Origin of the sequence: Mesorhizobium sp. LNHC229A00, from assembly GCF_000502415.1 — a bacterium.
Taxonomy (GTDB): domain Bacteria; phylum Pseudomonadota; class Alphaproteobacteria; order Rhizobiales; family Rhizobiaceae; genus Mesorhizobium.
This window is the reverse complement of record NZ_AYWQ01000002.1, coordinates 745,812-765,996: the sequence shown is the minus strand read 5'-3', so window position 1 is coordinate 765,996 and position 20,185 is coordinate 745,812. Positions and strand designations below refer to the sequence as shown.

Genomic DNA, 20,185 nt, shown 5'->3' with positions numbered 1-20,185 from the left:
CTCGGTCGGCAAGGTGAGCGCCGCTTTGGGGCCGACCTGCACCAGCGGCGGGATCATTGCATTGCGCACATCAATGCACATCACGCCGACGCTGCGCTTTGCGTCTTTTACCGGCGACCTGACAGAGACCGGTGCGCCACAGAGCCATGCCGATCCGCGCGCTGCCCTGACCACGCTATCGGTGCCGTAGAGGCTGCCGCCGGGTAACCATGACCGGCGCGTCGGGCTCAAGCGAAGACGTGCGCCTTGCCCGATACGGTCAGCCGCACGATCTCGCCGACCGCCGGCGCGTCCATGCCGGATTTGCGCAGGATCAGCGGCGTGCCGCCGATGGCCGCAGCGTCGGGCGGATCGGAATTGTTCAGGAGCCGCACGGCGATCGTGCATGTCGAGCCGGCGAATTCCGATTCCGTCACCTCGCCGAACGGCATGTCCGACGTGCCCGACATGCCCTCGCGCGAGGTGCGTTTCAGGCCGATCTGCTCCGGCCGCAGCATGATGCGGGCGACATCGCGGCTATCCGGCGCGTCGACGGCGATGCGACCTAGCGGCGAACTGGCGAAGCCGCCTGAAATGCTCGCCGGAAGGATGATGGCATCGCCGAGGAACTCGGCGATCATCCTGTCCTTCGGCTTGAGATAGAGCTCGCGCGGCGTGCCGATCTGGGAAAATTTCCCATCGCGCATTACCGCCACCTGGCTGGCGAAGGAGAGTGCCTCGGCCTGATCGTGCGTCACCAGGATGGTGGTGATGCCGGCCGCCTCCAGAAGTTCGGCCACCGCCTTGCGCATCGAGGCGCGCAGGCCGGTGTCGAGTGCCGAGAACGGCTCGTCGAGCAGCATCAGCCGCGGCTTCATAGCCATGGCGCGGGCCAGCGCCACGCGCTGCTGCTGGCCGCCGGAGAGCTCGTGCGGGCGGCGTTTGAGGATCGCCTTGTCGAGTCCCACGATGTAGGCAAGTTCGACGATGCGTTCGGCGCGCCTGTCGTCGTCCCGTGCCATGCCGAAGCCGATATTGTCAGAGATGGTCAGGTGCGGGAACAGGGCGCCGTCCTGCGCCACCACGCCAATACCGCGGCGATGCGCCGGGACAGCGGCGCCGCCATTGGCCAGCACCTGCCCGTCGAGCACGATGCTGCCCTGATCAGGCGCCTCGAAGCCGGCGATCAGCCGCAGCAAGGTCGTCTTGCCGCAGCCGGAAGGTCCCACGATCGCCGTGCGACTGCCGCTGGCGACGTTCAGGTTGACACCGGCCAGTGCGGCGACCGCGCCGTAGTGCTTGTGCAGATTGCCGAGTTCGAGAAAGCTCATCGTCCGGCCATCCGTTTCGACTGGACGTAGAGCAGCCAGGTCAGGGGCAGCGACATCGCCACCATGATGAAGGCGTAAGGAGCCGCCGAGGCGTAATCGATCTCGCTGCTGTAGGACCAGAACGCCATGGCCAGTGTGCGGGTGCCGTTCGGCGCCAGCATCTGGGTCGCGGTCAGTTCGTTCATGATGCCGAGCGCCACCAGCGCCATGCCGGCCGCCGCACCGGGCGCCGACAGGCGGATTGTCGTCGACCACAGCGCATTGAGCGGCCGACGGCCGAGGCTGGACGCAGCCCGTTCGAGCTCGACCGGCGCTTGCGCAATCGATGCACGCAGGCTGACCAGCGAGCGCGGCAGGAACATCAGTGCATAGGCGACCAGGATGGTGAACAGGGTCTGGTAGAGCGGCAGTGCGATGCGCACCGTGATGGTGACTAGTGCAAGCGCGATGACGACGCCCGGCAGCGAACCGACGATATAATTGCATCCCTCGAGCAGGCGCTGCAACGGACCTGGCGCGCGGATAGAGATCCAGGCCATCGGCATGGCCGCCACAGTGGCAAGCAGCGCCCCGGCGAACGACAGGAACAGCGTCTGACCGAGTGCAAGGCCGATCTCGTCGAAGCGCCAAACCTCGGCGCCGCCGGCGGCGAGCCAGCGCCCGATGGTCACGAACGGAATGCCAAGCGCCAGCAATGTGGTGACGGCGAGCAGCAGTAAGCTGGGCAGAGTGGCGCGGCCTAGGCTCATTCGTTGCTGGTATCGCGCGGCACCCGAGCCGACACGGGCATAACGCTCCTCGCCGCGGACCAGCACTTCGAGGCCGAGCAGCACGAAGCAGCAGGTCACCAGCACGCCGGCCAGCATGCTGGCGGCCGGGCCGTTGAAGGTCGACTGGAACTGATCGACAATCGCGGTCGTGAAGGTGTCGAAGCGGATGAAGACATAGAGGCCATATTCGGCCAGCAGATGCAGCCCGACCAGCAGCGAGCCGCCGCATATTGCGAGCCTGAGCTGCGGCAGCACGACGCGCCAGAACACGCGCCAGGGTCCATGGCCAAGTGCCGCGGCCGCGTCCTCGAGAGCGGGATCGAGACGGCGCAGGGCCGCCGACACCGGCAAATAGAGGAAAGGGAAATAGGCGATGACGGAAACCAGCACGCCAGCCCACAGGCCGTGCAGCCCGGGCACCAGGGAGATCCAGGCATAGGAGTGCACGAAAGCGGGGATGGCGAGCGGCGCCACGCAGAGCCAGGACCAGAGCCGGGCACCGGGCAGGTTGCCGCGTTCCGTCAGCCAGGCCAGCGTCACCGACAAGGTGATGGCGATCGGCACCGCCAGCAGCACCAGCAGGCCGGTGTTGACCAGCAGTTCGCCGACACGCGGCCGAAAGACCAGTGCCGAGACCGTCTCCCAGCCGGTCTGCACCGCGATCCAGAAGATGAAAGCGAGCGGCAGCAGCGCCAGCAGGGAGACAAATATGGCGGCGGCGACAAGCCAGGGCGCCGCCCGCCGCTGCGCCCGTCCACGCATCTTGGGCGGCAGGCCGGGACGCGCGAGATCGACCGCGGACTGCATCCGTTCAGGCGCCATACCGTTGCGACGCGGCAGCGGCAATCATGGGACCACGGTAGCGGTCAGGAACGAAGCGTGTCGTCATGGACGAATGCATCTCGAAACAAAACGCTCCCGCGAAAGGTGAATTCCCGCGGGAGCACGATCTGACGTCCTTATTAGGAAGAACGGCAACTAAAGCAAGCCGGCTGCCGTCATCAGATCGGTGACCTTCTTGGAGTTCAGCGTCGTGGCATCGACCTTCGGCGCCTGCAGGTCGGCCAGTGGCACCAGCTTCGGATTGGACTGCGCGCCCTTGCCGACCGCGTATTCGAAGGAGCTTCCGTTCTTCAGCACATCCTGGCCGCCCTTGCCGGTCACCCATTTCAGGAAGGCCTGGGCTTCCTTGGGATGCTTGCTCGAGGCCAGCACGCCGCCGCCGGAAACCGAGACGAAAGCGCCCGGATCCTGGTTCTTGAAATAGTGCAGCGCGACATTCTTGGAATTTTCGCCGGTCTTGGCCTGATCGCCAAAGTAGTAGTAGTGGTAGATCACGCCGGCTTCGATCTCACCGGCATTGACCGCCTTCATCACGGTGCTGTTGCCCTTGTAGGCGGTGAAGTTCTCCTTCATCGCCTTCAGCCAGTCGGCCGTGGCGGGCTCGCCCTTGAGCTGCAGCAAAGCGCTAACAATGGCCTGGAAATCGGCGCCGGAAGGCGAAGCCGCCCAGCGGCCCTTCCAGCTCGGGTCGGCGAGATCGAGCATCGACTTGGGCAGCTGGTCTGCCTTGAGCTTGGTGGTGTTGTAGACAAACACGGTGCTGCGCGCGGCCACGCCCACCCATTTGCCGCTAGTGGCCTGATAGTCTTGCGGGACTTGAGCCAGCGTATCGGTGGCGACCGGCGCGAACAGGCCGGCATTCTCGACCAGCACCATGGCCGGCGAATTTTCCGTCAGGAACACGTCGGCGGGCGAGGCGGCGCCTTCGGCGACGATCTGGTTGGAGAAGTCGCTGTCACCGCCGTTGCGCAAGGTGACCTTTATCCCCGTTTCCTTGGTGAACCCTTCCGCCCATTCCTTCGCCAGGCTTTCATGCTGGGCGTTATAGACGACGATGCCGGCATCTTCGGCCGTCGCCGGACCAGCGGCGAGGCTGATTGCAAGCGCGGCTACGCTGGCAAGGGCAAGAAGGGGGGATTTCATAAGGTACTCCTCGGGTTGTCCGCACTGGGGTGCGTCCGAGTACAATTCATGAATGAACTAGTCAAGATTGAAAGACGATTGGCATCATCACGGTTTCGCGTGTCGGAGGCCGATGGCATCACCCGATATGCGGGGCTGGTGGCTGCTCCTGCGGGATGCAGCCATCGACCATCGGATGAATGGTCCAGCGCTGGTCCAGCCCCTGCTGCGTTCGTTTGGTCTCGGGATCGAACGCTTCGTTCAGCATGGCGCACCAGGTTCTGCGCAGATTGTCGCAGCGCGACCGGAACGCCGCGCTGCCAAGCCCGTCACGCATATCCTGCGCGGTGAGGTCGGTGGTCTCGCCCGGCGGTTTGGGCGGAACGGTGCCCGTGTCGGCAAAGTTCGGATCCCACTGTAGATAATGTTTCGCGTCGGCACCGGCGGCCACATCGAATTTGACCACCGCCATCAGCGGATGAAACTCGTGCCAGCCCTTGTGATAGCCGTCATAGACATGTTCGCCGAGAACGGCGATATGGTCGCCCATTCTGATTGGGCCGAGCGCCTTGTCGCCGACATTGGCGTCCTCGACATTGCCGGGGCTCCAGTTGAACAACCCCTGAAGGACCGGCTTGACCCCGCCGAAATAGGACGCCGCTCCGCCGATGGCGCCGCCAATGGCCGCTCCGAGCAATCCTCCCAGGAACGAGCCGATGGCACAGCCCAGCGCACCCAGGAAGAACGATCCTATGGCGCAGCCGACAGCCGCGCCGATACTGGCGCCGGCCGCCGCCGCGGCCGCCGTGACGACCAGGGCCGCCGTCAGCAGGATGACGATGGCCGGTGCCCATTGGCGCATCTTGATCCAGAAGTCGCCCTCGGCCTCGCAGTGCAGGCCCCAGCGGGCATGATCGTCGGCGGGTGCGTAACCCAGATCCGTCTTCAGGTCATCGCGCGGCAACAGCAGCTCATGACCCTGAAAGCCGTCATTGAGAATATCGTTGGCCGGATGGGCCGCGACGCTGGCGGCGAATTCCGCCACGACGGTGCCGTCGGCATTGTAGCGATTGGCCGCCGCCAAGGCCGCCTCATTTGTTTCCGCATTGAGGATTTCGGTCGTCGGATGCGGCATCAGTATGACGTCGAAATACTGGTCGTTGTCGAAGGCGCCGAGATCGCTGCGGAACGGATTGTAGGACACGATGCCGACGGCGCATTTCGGATTGTCCTTGTCGAGGCAGACCAGGCGATGGTTGAGCCATTCCCCGGCCGCCTTGTCGATCGTGGCAGTGGCGGACGCCAGAAATGCGATGACCGCGGCAAGTGCCGCACCGACCGGCCCCAGCAGCAGGCCGAAGGCAGCCGCCAGCCCGGTGATCACGATGATCTGCAGCGCCTGGCCGGCGAGGAAAGCCAGCCGATCGTCCTCGTTGTAGGGCTTGCCACCGGCCGGATAGAGAAAGCAGCTCGTATAGTGCTTGTAGGCCATCGGAGCAGCCTCAGCCTTTCGTGGCGGTGAGCGTCACGCCGCCGGTCATGGTGCGCGATCCGCTCTCGCCGACCGTGAAGACGTGGACGTTGAAGGTCTTTGAGCCGCGGAAGGCGGAGTCCTTCGGTTCGATCTCGACGGCGATCTCGGTCAGCTGGCGCGGCTGCAGTAAAAGCGTTCTTGGGACGATCCTGACCAACCAGTCGTCCGGCACGGGAAACCGGCCATACGCCTGTTCCTCGAGGGCCTTGGCCCAGCGCGCCTTGCTCTCGGCGAGCCGCGGCTGTGGGGTGTCCGTCCGCTCGTCTCGACCTTGGCCGCGTGGCGGGACACATGGCCGCAGCTTCGGTAGAGCGTAGCAGTCCGCCTCGATCTGGAAACGCCGGACGACCGAGGCTTCGTTGCGCACGCTGAAGACGAACTTCGCCGGTGAGCGCATCTCGGCAATGTTGACGTTCTTCTGGCCAAGGTTGTTGCTGGGGTTGGCGTCATCGCCCCAGGAAAGCTGTGCCTGCAGGCAGTAGTGGCCGCCGGTGGCGGGCGTGGTCCAACTGAACTCGGCATAGGCAGGGCAATCGATCGTGCCCTTGGCTCCGAGATTGATGGCGACGTTGGCGATCGGACGGGAAATGGTCTGGGCGCCGAATGACAGGTAGGACAGTGCGACCCCGACGCCCACCGCTGGGGCGTCATAGGAGCCGTTCCAGACACGCACGCGAACGCGATATGTATGTGCTGGCTGAAGCGCGCCGGTGACCGGCAAGGTGCCGTCGAAAATGTCGATATCGGGATTGTCCCAGGTGACCGCGAGGCCCTGCCCCATCAGATAGTACTGGGCATAGAGAAGAGGATCGGCGCGCTTGTAGATGTCGGGTGGTAGCTGGATGCAGCAATCGTTCTGCGCCGGGCTGGGCAGCCGCTGGCCCTTGGCCAGCCGGCACAGCAGCCTGCATATCGTGGCAAACAGCACCTTCAGCCCGGCGGCCAGACGCTTCCAGAATTCGGCGGCAAACAACAGCAAGGCCGCGGTTCTGATGTGGTTGACCAGAGATCCTGCCATGTCGTGTTCCCCACGCTGAGAGGACGCAACGGTAATGTTTTCCTGGCGGACCTGTCTCCGCCGGTTGTCCAGAGGCTATTTCTTCAGTGATCCCTGTCTTCTGTAGAAGTAGACGGCGGCGACAAGGACTATGGCAGCAATGACAAGGCTGCTCTCGACAGTTCCCGAGCCATTGTCGGGAGAAAATCCAAAAATGCGTTCAATGAAATCCATTTCGGCCGCCCTCCGATCCTTTGACGCTACAGAAGGGTTTACCTTACGTCAATCCAAGGTTGGTCCCACGCCGCTCCTCACGCATGGGGCTGGAAACCAGGGAACCCGTCAGGGAAATTAGCGGGCCATCCCGCAAAGTTTCGTGATTTGCCCGTAGTTTGGCTTGGACATTATTTCACCGGCCACGTAACAAATCAGTGCCGAGGCGCGAAGATCGGGGAGTGAACTCTTGTGAGCGGCAAGGACGAGGCCGAGCTTTCCCGGCTGATGCGGGCCGCGATCGCGGGGGATGAAAAGGCCTATGCCGACTTTCTGCACCGGATTGCCGCGCTGGTTCGCGGTTTCGTCAGGCGCAAGATCGTGCAGGGCGGGGTCGATCCCGAGGATGTCGTGCAGGAAACCTTGCTGGCCATTCATGTGAAACGGCACACCTGGCGCCAGGACGCGCCGGTGCTGCCCTGGGTCTATGCGATTGCCCGTTTCAAGCTGATCGATGCGTTCCGGCGGCGCGGACGGCGCATAGAGATCGATGTCGACGACATCGCCGAGACGTTCGCGGAGCCCGAAACGGAAACCGTCAGCGAGCGCGACATCAACCGGGCGCTCGACGGGCTGCCGCCGGCACAGCGTTCCGTGGTTTCAGCCGTATCCGTGGAGGGCCGCTCGATCGGCGAGACGGCGGCGAAGTTCGGCATCAGCGAGACTGCGGTGCGGGTGTCGCTGCACCGGGGACTTACCGCCATAGCCAGGCGATTCGGGCAGGGGCGGTTCGGGCGGGAATGACATGAAGACCGACGATCTCATCAAGGCGCTCGACGCCGATGCCCGCAGCAAGGCGATGCCGCTGCGATCGGCCTGGTGGCTGGCGGCTGTTGCGGCCGCCGTCCTCGCGGCCGCTGTTTTCATGATGACGATCGGGCCGCGCCCCGACTTCATGGTGGCCGCGCACACGATGCGTTTCCTGTCCAAATTCGTTTTCACCATCGTGCTCGCCATCAGCGCCTTTGCCCTGATCCGTGCCCTGTCGACGCCGGGTGCGGCGACAGGCCGGGCAATGGCGGCGATGATCGCCGCGCCGCTGCTGGTCGCGGTGGCCGTGGTGCTGGAGCTCTTCATGGTGCCGCAGGCCCTGTGGAGCACGCGCTTGATCGGCTCGAACATGATGATCTGCATGGGCTTCATCCCACTGATCGGCATCGGCCCGCTGGCCATCTTCCTGTGGATGCTGCGCTATGGCGCGCCGACACGGCCGGTGCTTGCCGGCGCGGTCGCGGGGCTGCTTGCCGGCGGCCTGGCGGCGACTTTCTACGCGGCTCACTGCTTCGACGATTCGCCGCTTTTCGTTGCCACCTGGTACACGATCGCCATCGCGGCTCTCGCTTTGCTTGGCGCGCTCGGCGGGCGGTTTTTCGTGCGCTGGTAGCACGATACCCACGCCTGCACCGTGAATACCGATCCTTAATCATGCCGGCAATTGTTTGCCGGGTTTCCATGTCGCCAACGCCCCAGGCGCAACCTTTCCTTAAAATCGATCCTTCAGGGTTTTAACGGGAAAAAGCGATTGCCCACGGGGGTGGCACGGATCGTGACATTGCGAGGTATCATCGGGCCGGGACCGCACAAGCATGCAGCTCTGGCGCTGCTTGTGGCCGGTCTGGCCGTAGTGGCCGCCGCGCTTGTGCTGTCCGGGCTGGACCTTGGCGCGCAAGCACTCAGACTTTGCCTCCAAATATCGGTCGCGGTGACGGTCTGCGCGCTTTTCGCGGCCTATCTGTTCATCGGTCGAATCTCGGAGGATCGACGACAGATCACGGACAGCGAGCAGCGGTTCCGCCGGGCCATGGAGGACTCGGCGATCGGCATCGCTATCGTCGGTCTCGACGGGCGTATTCTCCAGACCAATCCGGCCTTTGCCGCCATGCTTGGCTACAGCCGCGAGGAGATCGAGGCGCTGACCTTCTTCCAGCTCACGCATCCCGACGATGTGCAGATCGGAAGCGAAACGATGGCCGGCCTGAAGGCGGGTACCGTCGATGCCTTCCACTTCGAGAAGCGTTATCTCAAGAAGGACGGCACACCCGTCTGGGCTCATCTTGCCGGCTCGGTCATTCGCGACGAGAAAAGCGGCCGGCCGCTCTATCTCGTCTCGCAGATCGAGGACATCGACGCGCGCAAACAGGCCGAGGCGCGCATCACAGAGGCGGAAACGCGCTGGAACTTCGCGCTGGCCGGCGCCGGTCAAGGTGTCTGGGATTTCGACATGCGCAAGGGGGGCACCACCTATTCTTCCGCCTGGGTCAAGATGCTGGGCTACGGGGATGGCGAGCTCGATGGCGACCCCGATCGCTGGCTGACGATGATCCATCCGGACGATCGCGCCACGGTCGCGGAGGCCGATCGCGCCCATCTCGCCGGCGAGACGGAGTTTTTCGAAGCCGAGTTCCGCATGCGCCACAAGGACGGCCACTGGATCTGGATCCTCGACCGTGGCAAGGCCATCGAGCGCGATGCGGACGGACAACTGGTCAGAGCGATCGGCAGCTTGATGGACATCACCCGGCGAAAGCAGGCCGAAGAACGGCTCATCGTCTCGGCGGCGATGCTGGCCGACGAGAAGGAGCGGCTGAGGGTGACGCTGCAATCCATCGGCGATGCCGTCATCTGCACCGACGCCGCGAACCGTGTCACCTTCATGAACCCGGTGGCCGAAAAATTGACCGGCGTTTCCAGTGACGACGCGCTGGGCAAGACGCTGAGCCATGTCTACTGGGCGGTTGACGAGGAGACGGGCCACAGGATCGGCATGACGCGGCCGGTCACAGGCGAAGAGACGCGCTCCGACCAGAACAGCCGCGCGGTCCTCATCCGCCGCGACGACACACGCTGCAGCATCCGTCAGGTCGTGTCGCCGATCCTCAACGAACGCACCGAATTCTGCGGTCTGGTGATCGTCTTCCAGGACTTCACCGATGCGCGTGCCCTGCAGCGACAGCTTGCCCATGCCGCCGCGCATGATGCGCTGACCGGCCTTGCCAACCGCTCGAGTTTCATCCGTGCCATGGAGGGGATGGTCGATCAGGCGCGCAAGGACGGCACCGCGGCTGGGGGCCGCCATCAGTTCATGTTCATCGACCTCGACCATTTCAAGCTGGTCAACGACACGGGAGGTCACGCTGCCGGAGACGCCCTGTTGAAGCGTGTCGCTGACGCCGTGCGCGGCGTGCTTGGTCCTGAAGACATCGTCGCGCGCCTGGGTGGCGACGAATTCGCCGTGATCCTGAAATCGGCTTCCACAACCGGCGCGAGGATCGCGGCGCGTTCCATCATCGATGCGATAACCGGCCTGAACTTCACATGGGATGGCCGGCCGCACGGGATCGGCGCCAGCATCGGGTTGACCGCGATCCGCGCCAATTGCGGCGAAGTCGACGAGATCATCGCAAGGGCCGACACCGCTTGCTATGCGGCCAAGGCCGCCGGCCGCGGATGCGTTTCGGTGGCGCCGGACGGCAAGGTCAGCGACGACGACAGGTCAGAACCGCCCACGCCACTCGCCGCGGCCTCGTGAGTGGCAATCACGTCAGCGCGTCGGAACGGGATGCTCGCCGCGATAATCGTAGAAGCCGCGCCCGGTCTTGCGACCGAGCCAGCCGGCCTCGACATATTTGACCAGCAGCGGACAAGGCCGGTACTTCGAGTCCGACAGGCCGTCATGCAGCACCTGCATGATCGACAGGCAGGTATCCAGGCCGATGAAATCGGCAAGCTGCAGCGGTCCCATGGGATGGTTGGCGCCGAGCCGCATGGCGGTGTCGATAGCATCGACCGAGCCGACGCCCTCATAGAGCGTGTAGATCGCCTCGTTGATCATCGGCAAAAGGATGCGGTTGACGATGAAGGCCGGAAAATCCTCCGAGACGGTGATCGTCTTGTCGAGCTGCTTCACATAGGTCTTGGCCGCCTCGAAGGTCTGGTCCTCGGTGGCGATGCCGCGCACCAGTTCGACCAGCTTCATCAGCGGTACCGGGTTCATGAAATGTATGCCGATGAACCGCTCCGGCCGGTCGGTCTGCGCAGCCAGCCGTGTGATCGAAATCGACGAGGTGTTGGTCGCCAGGATCGCTTCGGGATTGAGCTGCGGACAGAGCTGCGCATAAATCTTGCGCTTGACGGTCTCGTCCTCGGTCGCCGCTTCGATCACCAGATCGGCGCCGGCGAGATCGGCCATCGTCGGTGCCGACGCGATGCGTGCCATGGCCTGATTGCGCAGCTTCTCGTCGAGCTTGCCGGACCCCACCTGACGGGCCATGTTGCCGCTGATGGTGGCAATGCCCTTCTCGATGCGGTCGGGCGATATATCGTAGATCAGCACCTTATAGCCCGAAAGCGCGGAGACGTGGGCGATGCCGCCGCCCATCTGGCCCGCACCAATGATGCCGATCGTCTCGATCTTGCTCATTACCCGATCCCGTCCGGAGCGTTTTTCGCTGGAATAGCGAACCGCCCCATCTCTTTGTTCCCGCAATTCCCGGCGCAAAACCCTGCGCACTGCTGCTGGAATTGCTCTCAGCCTTTGTGGCGTGCTTATTGTGCGGTGCAAACTAAAAGGGTGGGGCGACTTCGTCTACCCCACCCCTCGCAATTTAGTACGGTTGCGCGGAAGCGTCAAAGCGCCTTCTGCAACTCCGGCAGGATGACGAAGAGGTCGCCGACGAGGCCGTAGTCGGCAACCTGGAAGATCGGCGCTTCCTCGTCTTTGTTGATGGCGACGATGACCTTGGAATCCTTCATGCCGGCAAGGTGTTGGATGGCGCCCGATATGCCGACCGCGATGTAGAGATCGGGGGCGACGACTTTGCCGGTCTGCCCGACCTGCCAGTCGTTCGGCGCGTAGCCGGCATCGACGGCGGCGCGGGAGGCGCCGACGGCGGCACCGAGCTTGTCGGCGACCGGCAGGATGACTTCCTGGAATTTCTCCGAGGAACCGAGCGCGCGGCCGCCCGAGATGATGATCTTGGCCGAGGTCAACTCCGGACGGTCAGTCTCCGACAGCTTGTTCTCGACGAAGGTGGACAGGCCGGGATTGGCCGCCGCATTGACCGTCTCGACCGAAGCCGCGCCGCCCTCGGGCGCGGCCTGGAAGGACGCGGTGCGAACGGTGATCACCTTCTTGGCGTCGCTCGACTGCACCGTCTGGATGGCGTTGCCGGCATAGATCGGCCGCTTGAAGGTATCGGGCGAGACCACTTCGATGATCTCGGAGACCTGCGCGACATCGAGCAGGGCCGCCACGCGCGGCGCGATGTTCTTGCCGGCCGACGTCGCGGGCGCGATGACCGTGTCGTAGGCGCCAGCCAGCGAGACGACAAGCGCCGCCGTCGGCTCAGCCAGACGCTCGGCGAGTTCGTCGGCTTCGGCGAGCAGCACCTTGCTCACACCCTTCAGTTTCGCGGCTGCGTCGGCGGCAGCCTTGGCGCCTTTGCCGGCCACCAGAACATGAACGTCCGAGCCGATCTGCAGGGCGGCCGAAAGCGCCTTGGCGGTCTGGTCGGAAAGGGTGGCGTTGTCGTGTTCAGCGATGAGGAGAATTGCCATTTTGTCTGTTCCTTCCGATCTCAGAGCACGCCGGCTTCGTTCTTGAGCTTGTCGACGAGTTCGGCGACGCTCTTGACCTTGACACCCGCCTTGCGGCCGCTCGGCTCCTCGGTCTTGATGACCTTGAGGCGTGGCTTGACGTCGGCGCCGTAATCGGCCGGGCTCTTCTCGTCGAGCTGCTTCTTCTTGGCCTTCATGATGTTGGGCAGCGAGGCATAACGCGGCTGGTTGAGGCGAAGGTCGGCGGTGACGATCACCGGCATCTTCAACTCCACCGTCTGCAGGCCGCCGTCGACTTCGCGCGTCACCCTGGCATGATCGCCCTCGAGCACGAGCTTGGAGGCGAAAGTGCCCTGCGCCCAGCCAAGCAGGGCAGCCAGCATCTGGCCGGTCTGGTTGGAATCGTCGTCGATCGCCTGCTTGCCGAGAATGACAAGGCCGGGCTGTTCCGCCTCGACCACGCCCTTCAGCACCTTGGCGACGCCGAGCGGCTCGGTCTGCTCGTCGGTCTTGACCAGGATGGCACGGTCGGCGCCCATGGCGAGCGCGGTGCGCAAGGTTTCCTGCGCCTGCTGCGGGCCGATCGAAACGACGATGATCTCTTCGGCCTTGCCGGCTTCCTTGATCCGGATCGCTTCCTCGACCGCGATCTCGTCGAACGGGTTCATCGCCATCTTGACGTTGGCCAGTTCCACCGCCGAGCCATCAGCCTTCACGCGCACCTTGACGTTCGCGTCCACAACCCGCTTCACGGGCACAAGGATCTTCATTTGCCTGTCACCTCTTCACGCTAGTTGGGCGCGCTATAGCAGCCTGCGCCCCTTATGAGTTGTCGAAAGCCGACATTCCTGACTGAATTCCGGCCAGACGGAATTCTGGTCGGGTGGAAATTCTGGTCTTTGCCCGCCCTGGGCTGCTCCTGAACGCCTTGGGCCGCAGTGGAGACGTTTCCGTAATTGTGGCAACCCCTGCCGTCAATACGCTGAAAGCCGCTCAAATCGGTTCAGTTTGGGCCAGATGGGTTTCCACGTCCCCAGCGCGCCGTGGCGGCCGTTTGGGGCGCCGCTGGTTCGCCGACCGCCGGCGGCTGTTCAGCCGTCGGTAGCACGGCATCCTCGTCGGCAGGGGCAAACAGCGGCACGCCGCGGCTGCGCAGGACCAGCACCAGAACCGCGCCGGCAATGATGCCGCCGATGTGGCAGGCCCAGGATATCTGATCCTCGCCGCCGGCCGCGAACATGACGATCTGGAACAGCACCCACAGGATGAGCGGGATAAAGGCTGGAATGCGCAAAGGAATGCGGGCGAAGGCAAGCACCCAAACCTTCACCCTGGGATAGAGGATCAGGTAGGCGACGACCACGCCGGCGATAGCACCCGACGCGCCGATCAGCGGCGCCTGCGAATCCCAGGCGACCAGCCCCTGGAAGGCGGCACCGGCGATGGCGCACAGCAGATAGAAGATCAGGTAGCGGATGTGACCGAGCGCGTCCTCGACATTGTCGCCGAACACCCAAAGGAACAGCATGTTGCCGCCGAGATGGAAAATATCGGCATGCAGGAAGGAATAGGTGAGATAGCTCAGGCTCTCGGGGATGATGACAAAGCGGGGGTCGAGTTCGGCCGTGTCGTGAACGACGGAGGGGATGAAGCCGAGGCCAAGCACGGCGGCATTGGTGAAGTTCTCGCCGCCGAGCGCCGTGGCGCAATAGACCACGGCGTTTGCGACAATCAGCCCGATCGTCACATATTGCAGCCTGATGTGGCGCAGCCTGTTGGTGTCGTAAAGCGGGATGAACATCGGTCGCCGGCCCCCTCCCGCCTCTGGTCCGTTCAGCGGTTCTTGCCGGGAACCCATAGCACGTCGGCATTTCCGTTGTCATTGACCGCCCGGGCGGCGACAAACAGGAAATCCGAGACGCGGTTGATATATTTCAGCCCTTCGCGGTTGACGTGTTCGGCCGGATCCTGAGCCAGGGCGACCATCAGCCGCTCGGCGCGCCGCGCCACCGTGCGGGCGAGATGAAGCGCCGCCGCTGCCGGCGTGCCGCCGTTCAGCACGAAGGATTTCAGCGGCTGGAGCTTCTTGTTGAGGACGTCGATGTCGTGCTCGACACGGTCGGTCTGCGTGGCAACGATGCGCAACGGCTCGTAGCCAAGCGGCTTGCCGTCATCAGGCACCGCGAGATCGGCGCCGAGGTCGAAGAGATCGTTCTGGATGCGCGAGAGCATGGCGTCGATCGCCTGGTAGCTCTGGGCGGTATGCACTCGAGCCATGCCGATGCAGGCATTGGCTTCGTCGACCGTGCCGTAGGCGTCCACCCTGAGATCGGATTTCAGCCGCCGCTCACCAGTGCCAAGGCCCGTGGTGCCATCATCGCCGGTGCGGGTGTAGATCTTGTTGAGCTTGACCATATCGCCTCCCGAAAAGCCTCACTTGCGGGTGAAATACACGGCCAGCAGGATCAGTGCCAGCGCCACGCCCTGCAGCAGAACACGGGCCTGCATCAGCTTGTTGGAGGTCACACCGGAGCCGCCGCGCATCATGTTGATGAGGCCCCTGATCAGCACGACCACGACGGCGGCCATGACCAGAATGGCAAGGATATTGAAGGCAGTGGCCATTTTTGCGTTTCCAGTTCTTTGCTTGTTCAGGCGCGCTTGGCGAGCAGGCGGTGGAGCATCGAGGCCGGCAGGATGCGTTTGAGCACGGCACCGATCCTGGCCGACATTGTTACCACATAGTGCGGGCGTGGGCGCCGCGACAGAAGTGCATGGCGAAGCGCCTTGTGGACCACTTCAGGCCCGGGCTTCCGCGCCGATTGGCTGCCGCCGGCACGCATGCGCTCCAACTGCGCGGCATAATCGGCGCGATGCACGGAATTCTCATGGTCGATGTTCCTGAGGAACCACGGCAGGCCATTGCTGGCGATCTTCGTTTTCACCGGCCCCGGCTCGATCAGCGAGACATGGATGCCGCTGCCGGCCAGTTCCTGGCGCTGGCAGAGCATCAAGGCCTCCAAGGCATGCTTGGAGGCCGAATAGGCACCGCGGAAGCGCACGGGCACGAGACCCAGGATCGACGAGCAGTGGACGAGGCGGCCGTGGCCCTGGCGGCGCATCACTGGAACCAGGCGGCGGGTCAGGTCGTGCCAGCCGAAGAAATTGGCCTCGAACTGCTCCCTGAGCGCCGCAACGGGCAAATCCTCGACGGCGCCTGCCTGCGCATAGGCGCCGTTGTTGAACAGCGCGTCGAGCCTGCCGCCGGTGCGATCGAGCACCGCCGTCACCAGGGCGGCTATGGAGTCCGGTTCGCTATAGTCGAGGTAAAAAGCCTCGATGCCGTCGGCTTCGAGGGCAGCGATGTCCTCCGGCTTGCGCGCCGTCGCGAACACCCGCCAGCCCTCAGCCTTCAATGCACGGGTGCAATAGGCGCCTATGCCGGAAGACGCGCCGGTGACGATGATGGTGCGCAACTCTGCCGCAGGAGAATTCGGGGTTTGACGAAGGGTTGCCATTTGCGGCATTCATTTCCCATATTCGCGGCGTCGAGACAATCGAGGGGAGCGCGCGTCCTTGCTGCGGAATATTGTCGCCCTGCGCCGCGTGCTCTACGACGCGCTCGGCCACTTCAACACCGATGACGGTTGGGCGATGGCCAGCCATCTGGCGATCACCTCGCTGATGGCGCTGTTTCCATTCCTGATCTTCGCCACGACGCTGGGCAGCTTCCTTGGCGCCCAGGCCTTTGCCGACACAGCCGTGCACCTGGTTTTCGACACCTGGCCGGACCAGATCGCCAAGCCGATCGCGCACGAGGTGCTGAACGTGCTGACCGTCAGGCGCAGCGATCTGTTGACTTATGGCGTGCTGCTTGCCGCCTACTTTGCCTCCAACGGCATCGAGGCGCTGCGCACCTCGCTCAACCGCGCCTATCGGGTCACGGAAACGCGCGGCATCATCTATCGCCGGGTGCAAAGCATCTTCTTCGTGCTGATCGCTACCGCCGGGTTCCTGGCGATAAGCGTGCTGCTGGTGTTCGCGCCGTTGCTGGCGCGGCTGGCGGAAGCCCATTTCGAATGGATCAAACCCTATACGGGCACGATCACGCTATGGCGGTACGTCATCGCCTCAACCGTCATCATCGGCGGACTGTTTGCCGTCCATTACTGGCTGCCGGCCGGCAAGCGCCGTTTCGTCTCGCTGATACCCGGCATCATCTTCACACTAGCCGCATGGCTTATCGGCTCGACCATGTTCGCCACCTATCTCGACCATTTCTCGTCCTATGTGACGACCTATGCCGGCCTCGCCTCGATCATGATCGCCGTGGTTTTCCTCTATATGCTGTCGGCGATCTTCATCNATCTTCATCCTCGGCGGCGAGCTCAACGCCGCGATCAGCCGTTATCTAGAGGCGCGTGCCCGGGTCGGCTGAAGTTTGCCTGTTCGGGCGGTTGCCAGGCCGACGCCGAAAGTGGTGATGGCCATGCCGACGATCTGCAGCGCATTGAGCTGCTCGTTGAACAAGGCCCAGGCGATGACAGCCGTGACCGCCGGCACCAGATAGAACAACGAGGCCACTTTCGACATCTCGCCGTCACGGATCATCACCATCAGAAGAAAGATGGCGCCGAGCGACAGCACCAGCAGCAGCCAGGCCATGGCGAAGACCAATTCGCCATTGATGATGACAGCTTGCGTTTCGAAGGCAAGCGAAGCCAGGATCATCAGCGAAGCGCCGCCGACATATTGCCACATGGTGGCCGCGACGAGGTCGCCGCCGGACGCAAAACGCTTTTGCCAGATCGTGCCGGCGCTCATGCCGAGCACCGAGACCAGCGAGGCAGCCAGCGTCGCCGCCGTCACGCCGCCACCGAGCGCCCCGAGTTTCGGCCACAGCACGATGACGATGCCGACCAGCCCGATAGCGAGGCCAAGCCAGTGGCGCGGCAGGATGGCCTCGCCCAGAAACTTGCCGGCAAGCACCGCGGTGATCAGCGGCTGCAGGCCGACGATCAGGGCCGAAAAACCGGCCGGCATGCCTCGATGGATGGCCCAGAAGACGGCGCCTAGATAAATGCCATGCATCAGCACGCCGGCGCCGGTGGCATGCAGCGCCTCCTCGCGGGTGGCTCGTTTCGAGCCCAGCACCAGCATCAGCACGGCCAGCAGGATGGCGGCGAGCACGAAACGCGCGGCGAGGAAGGTGAACGGCTCCGCCCATGGCATGGCGTAACGCGCGCCGATGAAGCCGGTCGCCCACAGGACAACGAAGGTGGCGGGGATGAACCGCTTGATGCTGGACATTTTCCGGGGATCGCCGCGCTGGTGAGAATTAACCGTGACGATGCTCTAGTCCTGTTCAACCCCGCGCGCAAAACGAAACGATTGATCCATGCGTCAAGGGGGATGAACGGGTGGCGCGCCCGGAGAGCGTTCTCCTGACATAATGCTGGTCAAAGCCCTACCATCCTTCGGATTTCTTCCGGCGAAGCGCCTGCGTCGCGCAAGGCGGTAAGGCCCGTATCCCTGAGGCTCTTCGACAGCTTTCGCCCATCCGGCCCGAGGATCAGTCTATGATGGAAATAGGCGGGTGGCTGCAATCCCAGAATCTCCTGCAGCAGGCGCTGCACCCCGGTCGCGGAAAACAGGTCCTGTCCGCGCACGACGTGGCTGACGCCTTGCAGGGCATCGTCGATGACGACGGCGAGGTGGTAGCTGGTCGGGATGTCGCGGCGCGCCACGATAACGTCGCCCCAATCCTGCGGACGTGCCTCGACGAAGCGCGTCGTGGCTAGCGTCTCATCGCTGAATTCGGCCCATGCCAGGTCCTTGCCGGCACGCGCCATGGCGGCGCCGACGTCGAGCCGCCAGGCGAAGGGCGCATTCTCGGCAATCCGCCGGTTGCGTTCCTTCATCGAAAGCGCCTTGTCGGCCGGGGGATAGAGCGGCACCCCGTCGGGATCGCGCGGCCAGTCGCGCCCGCGCTTTTCGCTGTCGGCGATGAAGGCGCGTATCTCGCCGCGGCTCATGAAGGCGGGATAGACGAGTTCTTGGCGGATCAGGCGCTTGAGCACCGTCTCGTATTCGGCGAAATGCTCCGATTGCCGACGCACCGGCTCCTTCCAGTCGAGGCCCAGCCATTTCAGATCGGCGATCATGCCCGCCTCGAACTCCGGCGTGCAGCGCGTCGTGTCGATATCCTCGATGCGCAGCAGCAGGCGGCCGCCACTGCTATTTGCGAGCTTCTGGTTGAGCAGCGCCGAATAGGCGTGGCCCAGATGCAGTTCCCCGTTGGGGCTGGGCGCGAAGCGGAATGTCAGGAGCGTCATGTCTCAGGCGGCAATCGGGTTGTGCTGTGGTTTTGGCGGTTGCTACCTTGCTGCACATCTTCGGACAAGGATACCATGCAGCGCATTGCGACAATGGACGACGTTGAGCGGGGGCTGGACGCGCTTTGCCTCATCGACCCGCGCCTGGACAAAGTGCGCGGCATGGCCGGCGAGGTGCCGCTCAGGCTTTCGGAGCCGGGCTTCAGGAGCCTGGCCTCGATCATCGTCTCGCAGCAGGTTTCGCGGGCGAGCGCCGATGCGATCTTCGGCCGGCTGACGAAACTCGTCGATCCGCTGACGCCCCAGGCGATCCTTGCCGCGGGCGAGGACATGTTTCGCGAGGCCGGCCTGTCGCGGCCCAAGCAGCGCGGCCTGATCGCGGTTGCCCAGGCCGTGGCCGATGGGCTCGACCTGCATCACCTCTGTTCGCTCGATGCCGTGGAGGCGATCGCCAGGATGACGGCGGTGCCTGGTATCGGTCCCTGGACGGCGGAAGTGTATCTGTTGTTTGCCGCCGGACACCCCGACATTTTCCCGGCGCGCGACGTCGCCCTGCAGAGCGCCGTTGGCCATGCGCTCGGCATCGACCCGCGTCCAGCGGAGAAAACACTGATCGCTCTGGCCGAATCATGGAGCCCGTGGCGAGGTGTCGCATCGCGGCTTTTTTGGTCCTATTATCGCGAAACCAAGGGCCGGGACGCCGCACCGCCGGCCTGAATCCGCAAGAAAGCATAAAAATCATGCGTTTTTGGCGCTTCGCGCCAGCGACAATCCGCTTCACATCCCTGTCATGTCAGGCTTACAGTATCCACGCCGAACGGTTCTAGAACTAGGAGGTCAACAAGGTGACGGTTGCCGTATCTCCGGATGGGCTTCCAGCGCTGGTGCTGAATGCGGATTACCGTCCGCTCAGCTATTACCCCTTGTCGCTCTGGTCCTGGCAGGACGCGATCAAGGCAGTGTTCCTCGACAGGGTGAACATCGTGGCCGAATACGAGCACGCGGTCTCCTCGCCGACCTTCTCGATGAAGCTGCCGAGCGTGGTCAGCCTGAAGGCCTATGTGAAGCCATCCAGGCATCCAGCCTTCACCCGCTTCAACGTCTTCCTGCGCGACCGTTTCCAGTGCCAGTATTGCGGTACCCCCGAGGACCTGACCTTCGACCATGTCATCCCGCGTCACCGTGGCGGCGCCACGACATGGGAGAATGTCGTCGCCGCCTGTTCGCCCTGCAATCTGAGGAAGGGCGGCATGATGCCGGCTCACGCCAAGATGTGGCCGCTGCAGAAGCCGTTTCAGCCGACGGTGCATGATCTGCACAATAACGGCCGCCTGTTCCCGCCCAACCATCTGCATGAAAGCTGGATGGATTATCTCTACTGGGATGTCGAACTGGAGCCCTGAGTTCGTTCCAGAATTCAGGAGGCTGGCCGCCCGAAGCGATTT

The 20,185-nt window shown here is 63.8% G+C and carries 20 protein-coding genes and 1 pseudogene; 7 read left to right on the top strand and 14 right to left on the bottom strand.

Features of this window, described 5'->3' with window-relative positions:
• Positions 1 to 61 precede the first annotated feature (61 nt).
• Positions 62 to 190: a hypothetical protein gene (locus tag X742_RS1000000176460; protein ID WP_280800182.1), complete on the top strand. Its 129-nt coding sequence runs from the start codon at positions 62 to 64 to the stop codon at positions 188 to 190.
• A 37-nt stretch (positions 191 to 227) separates the two neighbouring features.
• On the opposite strand, the gene X742_RS162880 is transcribed toward X742_RS1000000176460, so the two are convergent.
• The 5 genes from X742_RS162880 to X742_RS162895 all read right to left on the bottom strand — a co-directional run bounded on the left by X742_RS162880 (position 228) and on the right by X742_RS162895 (position 6,597).
• Positions 228 to 1,310: an ABC transporter ATP-binding protein gene (locus tag X742_RS162880; protein ID WP_023770774.1), complete on the bottom strand. Its 1,083-nt coding sequence runs from the start codon at positions 1,308 to 1,310 to the stop codon at positions 228 to 230.
• A complete protein-coding gene (locus X742_RS162885; protein ID WP_023770773.1) occupies positions 1,307 to 2,887 on the bottom strand; it encodes an iron ABC transporter permease in 1,581 nt (526 codons plus the stop codon). Before X742_RS162885 ends, X742_RS162880 begins: the two co-directional genes overlap by 4 nt.
• Positions 2,888 to 3,058: 171 nt before the next feature.
• On the bottom strand, positions 3,059 to 4,066 hold the full coding sequence (locus tag X742_RS162890; protein ID WP_023770772.1) for an iron ABC transporter substrate-binding protein: 1,008 nt from the start codon (positions 4,064 to 4,066) through the stop codon (positions 3,059 to 3,061).
• 118 nt (positions 4,067 to 4,184) lie between these two features.
• Positions 4,185 to 5,537, bottom strand: a complete 1,353-nt coding sequence (locus X742_RS01000000169730; RefSeq protein ID WP_032924732.1) for a hypothetical protein — start codon at positions 5,535 to 5,537, stop codon at positions 4,185 to 4,187.
• Between the two features lie 10 nt (positions 5,538 to 5,547).
• Positions 5,548 to 6,597, bottom strand: a complete 1,050-nt coding sequence (locus X742_RS162895) for a hypothetical protein (protein WP_023770770.1) — start codon at positions 6,595 to 6,597, stop codon at positions 5,548 to 5,550.
• 444 nt (positions 6,598 to 7,041) lie between these two features.
• On the opposite strand from X742_RS162895, the gene X742_RS162900 reads away from it, so the two are divergent.
• From X742_RS162900 to X742_RS162910, 3 genes are all read left to right on the top strand, one after another.
• Complete coding sequence (locus tag X742_RS162900) at positions 7,042 to 7,593, top strand: sigma-70 family RNA polymerase sigma factor (RefSeq protein ID WP_015315559.1); 552 nt, start codon at positions 7,042 to 7,044, stop codon at positions 7,591 to 7,593.
• A gap of 1 nt (position 7,594) precedes the next feature.
• Complete coding sequence (locus X742_RS162905) at positions 7,595 to 8,233, top strand: NrsF family protein (RefSeq protein ID WP_023770769.1); 639 nt, start codon at positions 7,595 to 7,597, stop codon at positions 8,231 to 8,233.
• Positions 8,234 to 8,371: 138 nt separating this feature from the next.
• Complete coding sequence (locus tag X742_RS162910; protein WP_245273884.1) at positions 8,372 to 10,378, top strand: PAS domain S-box protein; 2,007 nt, start codon at positions 8,372 to 8,374, stop codon at positions 10,376 to 10,378.
• Between the two features lie 12 nt (positions 10,379 to 10,390).
• On the opposite strand, the gene X742_RS162915 is transcribed toward X742_RS162910, so the two are convergent.
• The 7 genes from X742_RS162915 to X742_RS162945 form a co-directional block, all read right to left on the bottom strand.
• A complete protein-coding gene (locus X742_RS162915; protein WP_015315562.1) occupies positions 10,391 to 11,269 on the bottom strand; it encodes a 3-hydroxybutyryl-CoA dehydrogenase in 879 nt (292 codons plus the stop codon).
• Positions 11,270 to 11,475: 206 nt separating this feature from the next.
• Entirely contained in the window at positions 11,476 to 12,405 is a 930-nt protein-coding gene (locus X742_RS162920) for an electron transfer flavoprotein subunit alpha/FixB family protein (RefSeq protein WP_023770767.1), read from the bottom strand.
• 20 nt (positions 12,406 to 12,425) lie between these two features.
• Complete coding sequence (locus X742_RS162925; RefSeq protein ID WP_023770766.1) at positions 12,426 to 13,175, bottom strand: electron transfer flavoprotein subunit beta/FixA family protein; 750 nt, start codon at positions 13,173 to 13,175, stop codon at positions 12,426 to 12,428.
• A 233-nt stretch (positions 13,176 to 13,408) separates the two neighbouring features.
• On the bottom strand, positions 13,409 to 14,206 hold the full coding sequence (locus X742_RS162930; protein WP_023770765.1) for a rhomboid family intramembrane serine protease: 798 nt from the start codon (positions 14,204 to 14,206) through the stop codon (positions 13,409 to 13,411).
• 32 nt (positions 14,207 to 14,238) lie between these two features.
• Positions 14,239 to 14,820, bottom strand: a complete 582-nt coding sequence (locus X742_RS162935; RefSeq protein ID WP_023770764.1) for a cob(I)yrinic acid a,c-diamide adenosyltransferase — start codon at positions 14,818 to 14,820, stop codon at positions 14,239 to 14,241.
• Positions 14,821 to 14,838: 18 nt separating this feature from the next.
• Positions 14,839 to 15,030: a twin transmembrane helix small protein gene (locus X742_RS162940; protein ID WP_023770763.1), complete on the bottom strand. Its 192-nt coding sequence runs from the start codon at positions 15,028 to 15,030 to the stop codon at positions 14,839 to 14,841.
• Between the two features lie 26 nt (positions 15,031 to 15,056).
• Entirely contained in the window at positions 15,057 to 15,923 is an 867-nt protein-coding gene (locus tag X742_RS162945) for an SDR family oxidoreductase (protein WP_084569480.1), read from the bottom strand.
• A gap of 58 nt (positions 15,924 to 15,981) precedes the next feature.
• Between X742_RS162945 and X742_RS01000000169725 the strand changes: the two are divergent.
• Positions 15,982 to 16,843, top strand: a pseudogene (locus X742_RS01000000169725) (YihY/virulence factor BrkB family protein).
• On the opposite strand, the gene X742_RS162950 reads toward X742_RS01000000169725, so the two are convergent.
• Positions 16,813 to 17,715 (bottom strand): DMT family transporter, encoded by a 903-nt coding sequence (locus tag X742_RS162950; RefSeq protein WP_023770761.1) that lies wholly within the window; start codon positions 17,713 to 17,715, stop codon positions 16,813 to 16,815. The pseudogene X742_RS01000000169725 and the gene X742_RS162950 sit on opposite strands and share 31 nt — an antisense overlap.
• A 149-nt stretch (positions 17,716 to 17,864) precedes the next feature.
• Positions 17,865 to 18,740 carry a tRNA glutamyl-Q(34) synthetase GluQRS gene (gene gluQRS, locus X742_RS162955; protein ID WP_023770760.1) on the bottom strand — a complete coding sequence of 292 codons (876 nt, stop codon included), beginning with the start codon at positions 18,738 to 18,740 and terminating at the stop codon, positions 17,865 to 17,867.
• A 75-nt stretch (positions 18,741 to 18,815) separates the two neighbouring features.
• On the opposite strand from gluQRS, the gene X742_RS162960 reads away from it, so the two are divergent.
• Together X742_RS162960 and X742_RS162965 are read left to right on the top strand one after the other, a co-directional pair.
• On the top strand, positions 18,816 to 19,457 hold the full coding sequence (locus X742_RS162960; protein WP_023770759.1) for a DNA-3-methyladenine glycosylase: 642 nt from the start codon (positions 18,816 to 18,818) through the stop codon (positions 19,455 to 19,457).
• A 128-nt stretch (positions 19,458 to 19,585) separates the two neighbouring features.
• On the top strand, positions 19,586 to 20,143 hold the full coding sequence (locus X742_RS162965; protein ID WP_006328497.1) for an HNH endonuclease: 558 nt from the start codon (positions 19,586 to 19,588) through the stop codon (positions 20,141 to 20,143).
• Positions 20,144 to 20,185: the final 42 nt, after the last annotated feature.

Bases quoted from the DNA above. Each gene is read 5' to 3' on its own strand.
- X742_RS162915 (WP_015315562.1), bottom strand. From the start codon at position 11,269: ATGAGCAAGATCGAGACGATCGGCATCATTGGTGCGGGCCAGATGGGC.
- X742_RS162885 (WP_023770773.1), bottom strand. From the start codon at position 2,887: ATGCAGTCCGCGGTCGATCTCGCGCGTCCCGGCCTGCCGCCCAAGATG.
- gluQRS (WP_023770760.1), bottom strand. From the start codon at position 18,740: ATGACGCTCCTGACATTCCGCTTCGCGCCCAGCCCCAACGGGGAACTG.
- X742_RS162950 (WP_023770761.1), bottom strand. From the start codon at position 17,715: ATGTCCAGCATCAAGCGGTTCATCCCCGCCACCTTCGTTGTCCTGTGG.
- X742_RS162930 (WP_023770765.1), bottom strand. From the start codon at position 14,206: ATGTTCATCCCGCTTTACGACACCAACAGGCTGCGCCACATCAGGCTG.
- X742_RS162880 (WP_023770774.1), bottom strand. From the start codon at position 1,310: ATGAGCTTTCTCGAACTCGGCAATCTGCACAAGCACTACGGCGCGGTC.
- X742_RS162920 (WP_023770767.1), bottom strand. From the start codon at position 12,405: ATGGCAATTCTCCTCATCGCTGAACACGACAACGCCACCCTTTCCGAC.
- X742_RS162925 (WP_023770766.1), bottom strand. From the start codon at position 13,175: ATGAAGATCCTTGTGCCCGTGAAGCGGGTTGTGGACGCGAACGTCAAG.
- X742_RS162895 (WP_023770770.1), bottom strand. From the start codon at position 6,597: ATGGCAGGATCTCTGGTCAACCACATCAGAACCGCGGCCTTGCTGTTG.
- X742_RS01000000169730 (WP_032924732.1), bottom strand. From the start codon at position 5,537: ATGGCCTACAAGCACTATACGAGCTGCTTTCTCTATCCGGCCGGTGGC.
- X742_RS162960 (WP_023770759.1), top strand. From the start codon at position 18,816: ATGCAGCGCATTGCGACAATGGACGACGTTGAGCGGGGGCTGGACGCG.
- X742_RS162905 (WP_023770769.1), top strand. From the start codon at position 7,595: ATGAAGACCGACGATCTCATCAAGGCGCTCGACGCCGATGCCCGCAGC.
- X742_RS162945 (WP_084569480.1), bottom strand. From the start codon at position 15,923: ATGGCAACCCTTCGTCAAACCCCGAATTCTCCTGCGGCAGAGTTGCGC.
- X742_RS162940 (WP_023770763.1), bottom strand. From the start codon at position 15,030: ATGGCCACTGCCTTCAATATCCTTGCCATTCTGGTCATGGCCGCCGTC.
- X742_RS162890 (WP_023770772.1), bottom strand. From the start codon at position 4,066: ATGAAATCCCCCCTTCTTGCCCTTGCCAGCGTAGCCGCGCTTGCAATC.
- X742_RS162935 (WP_023770764.1), bottom strand. From the start codon at position 14,820: ATGGTCAAGCTCAACAAGATCTACACCCGCACCGGCGATGATGGCACC.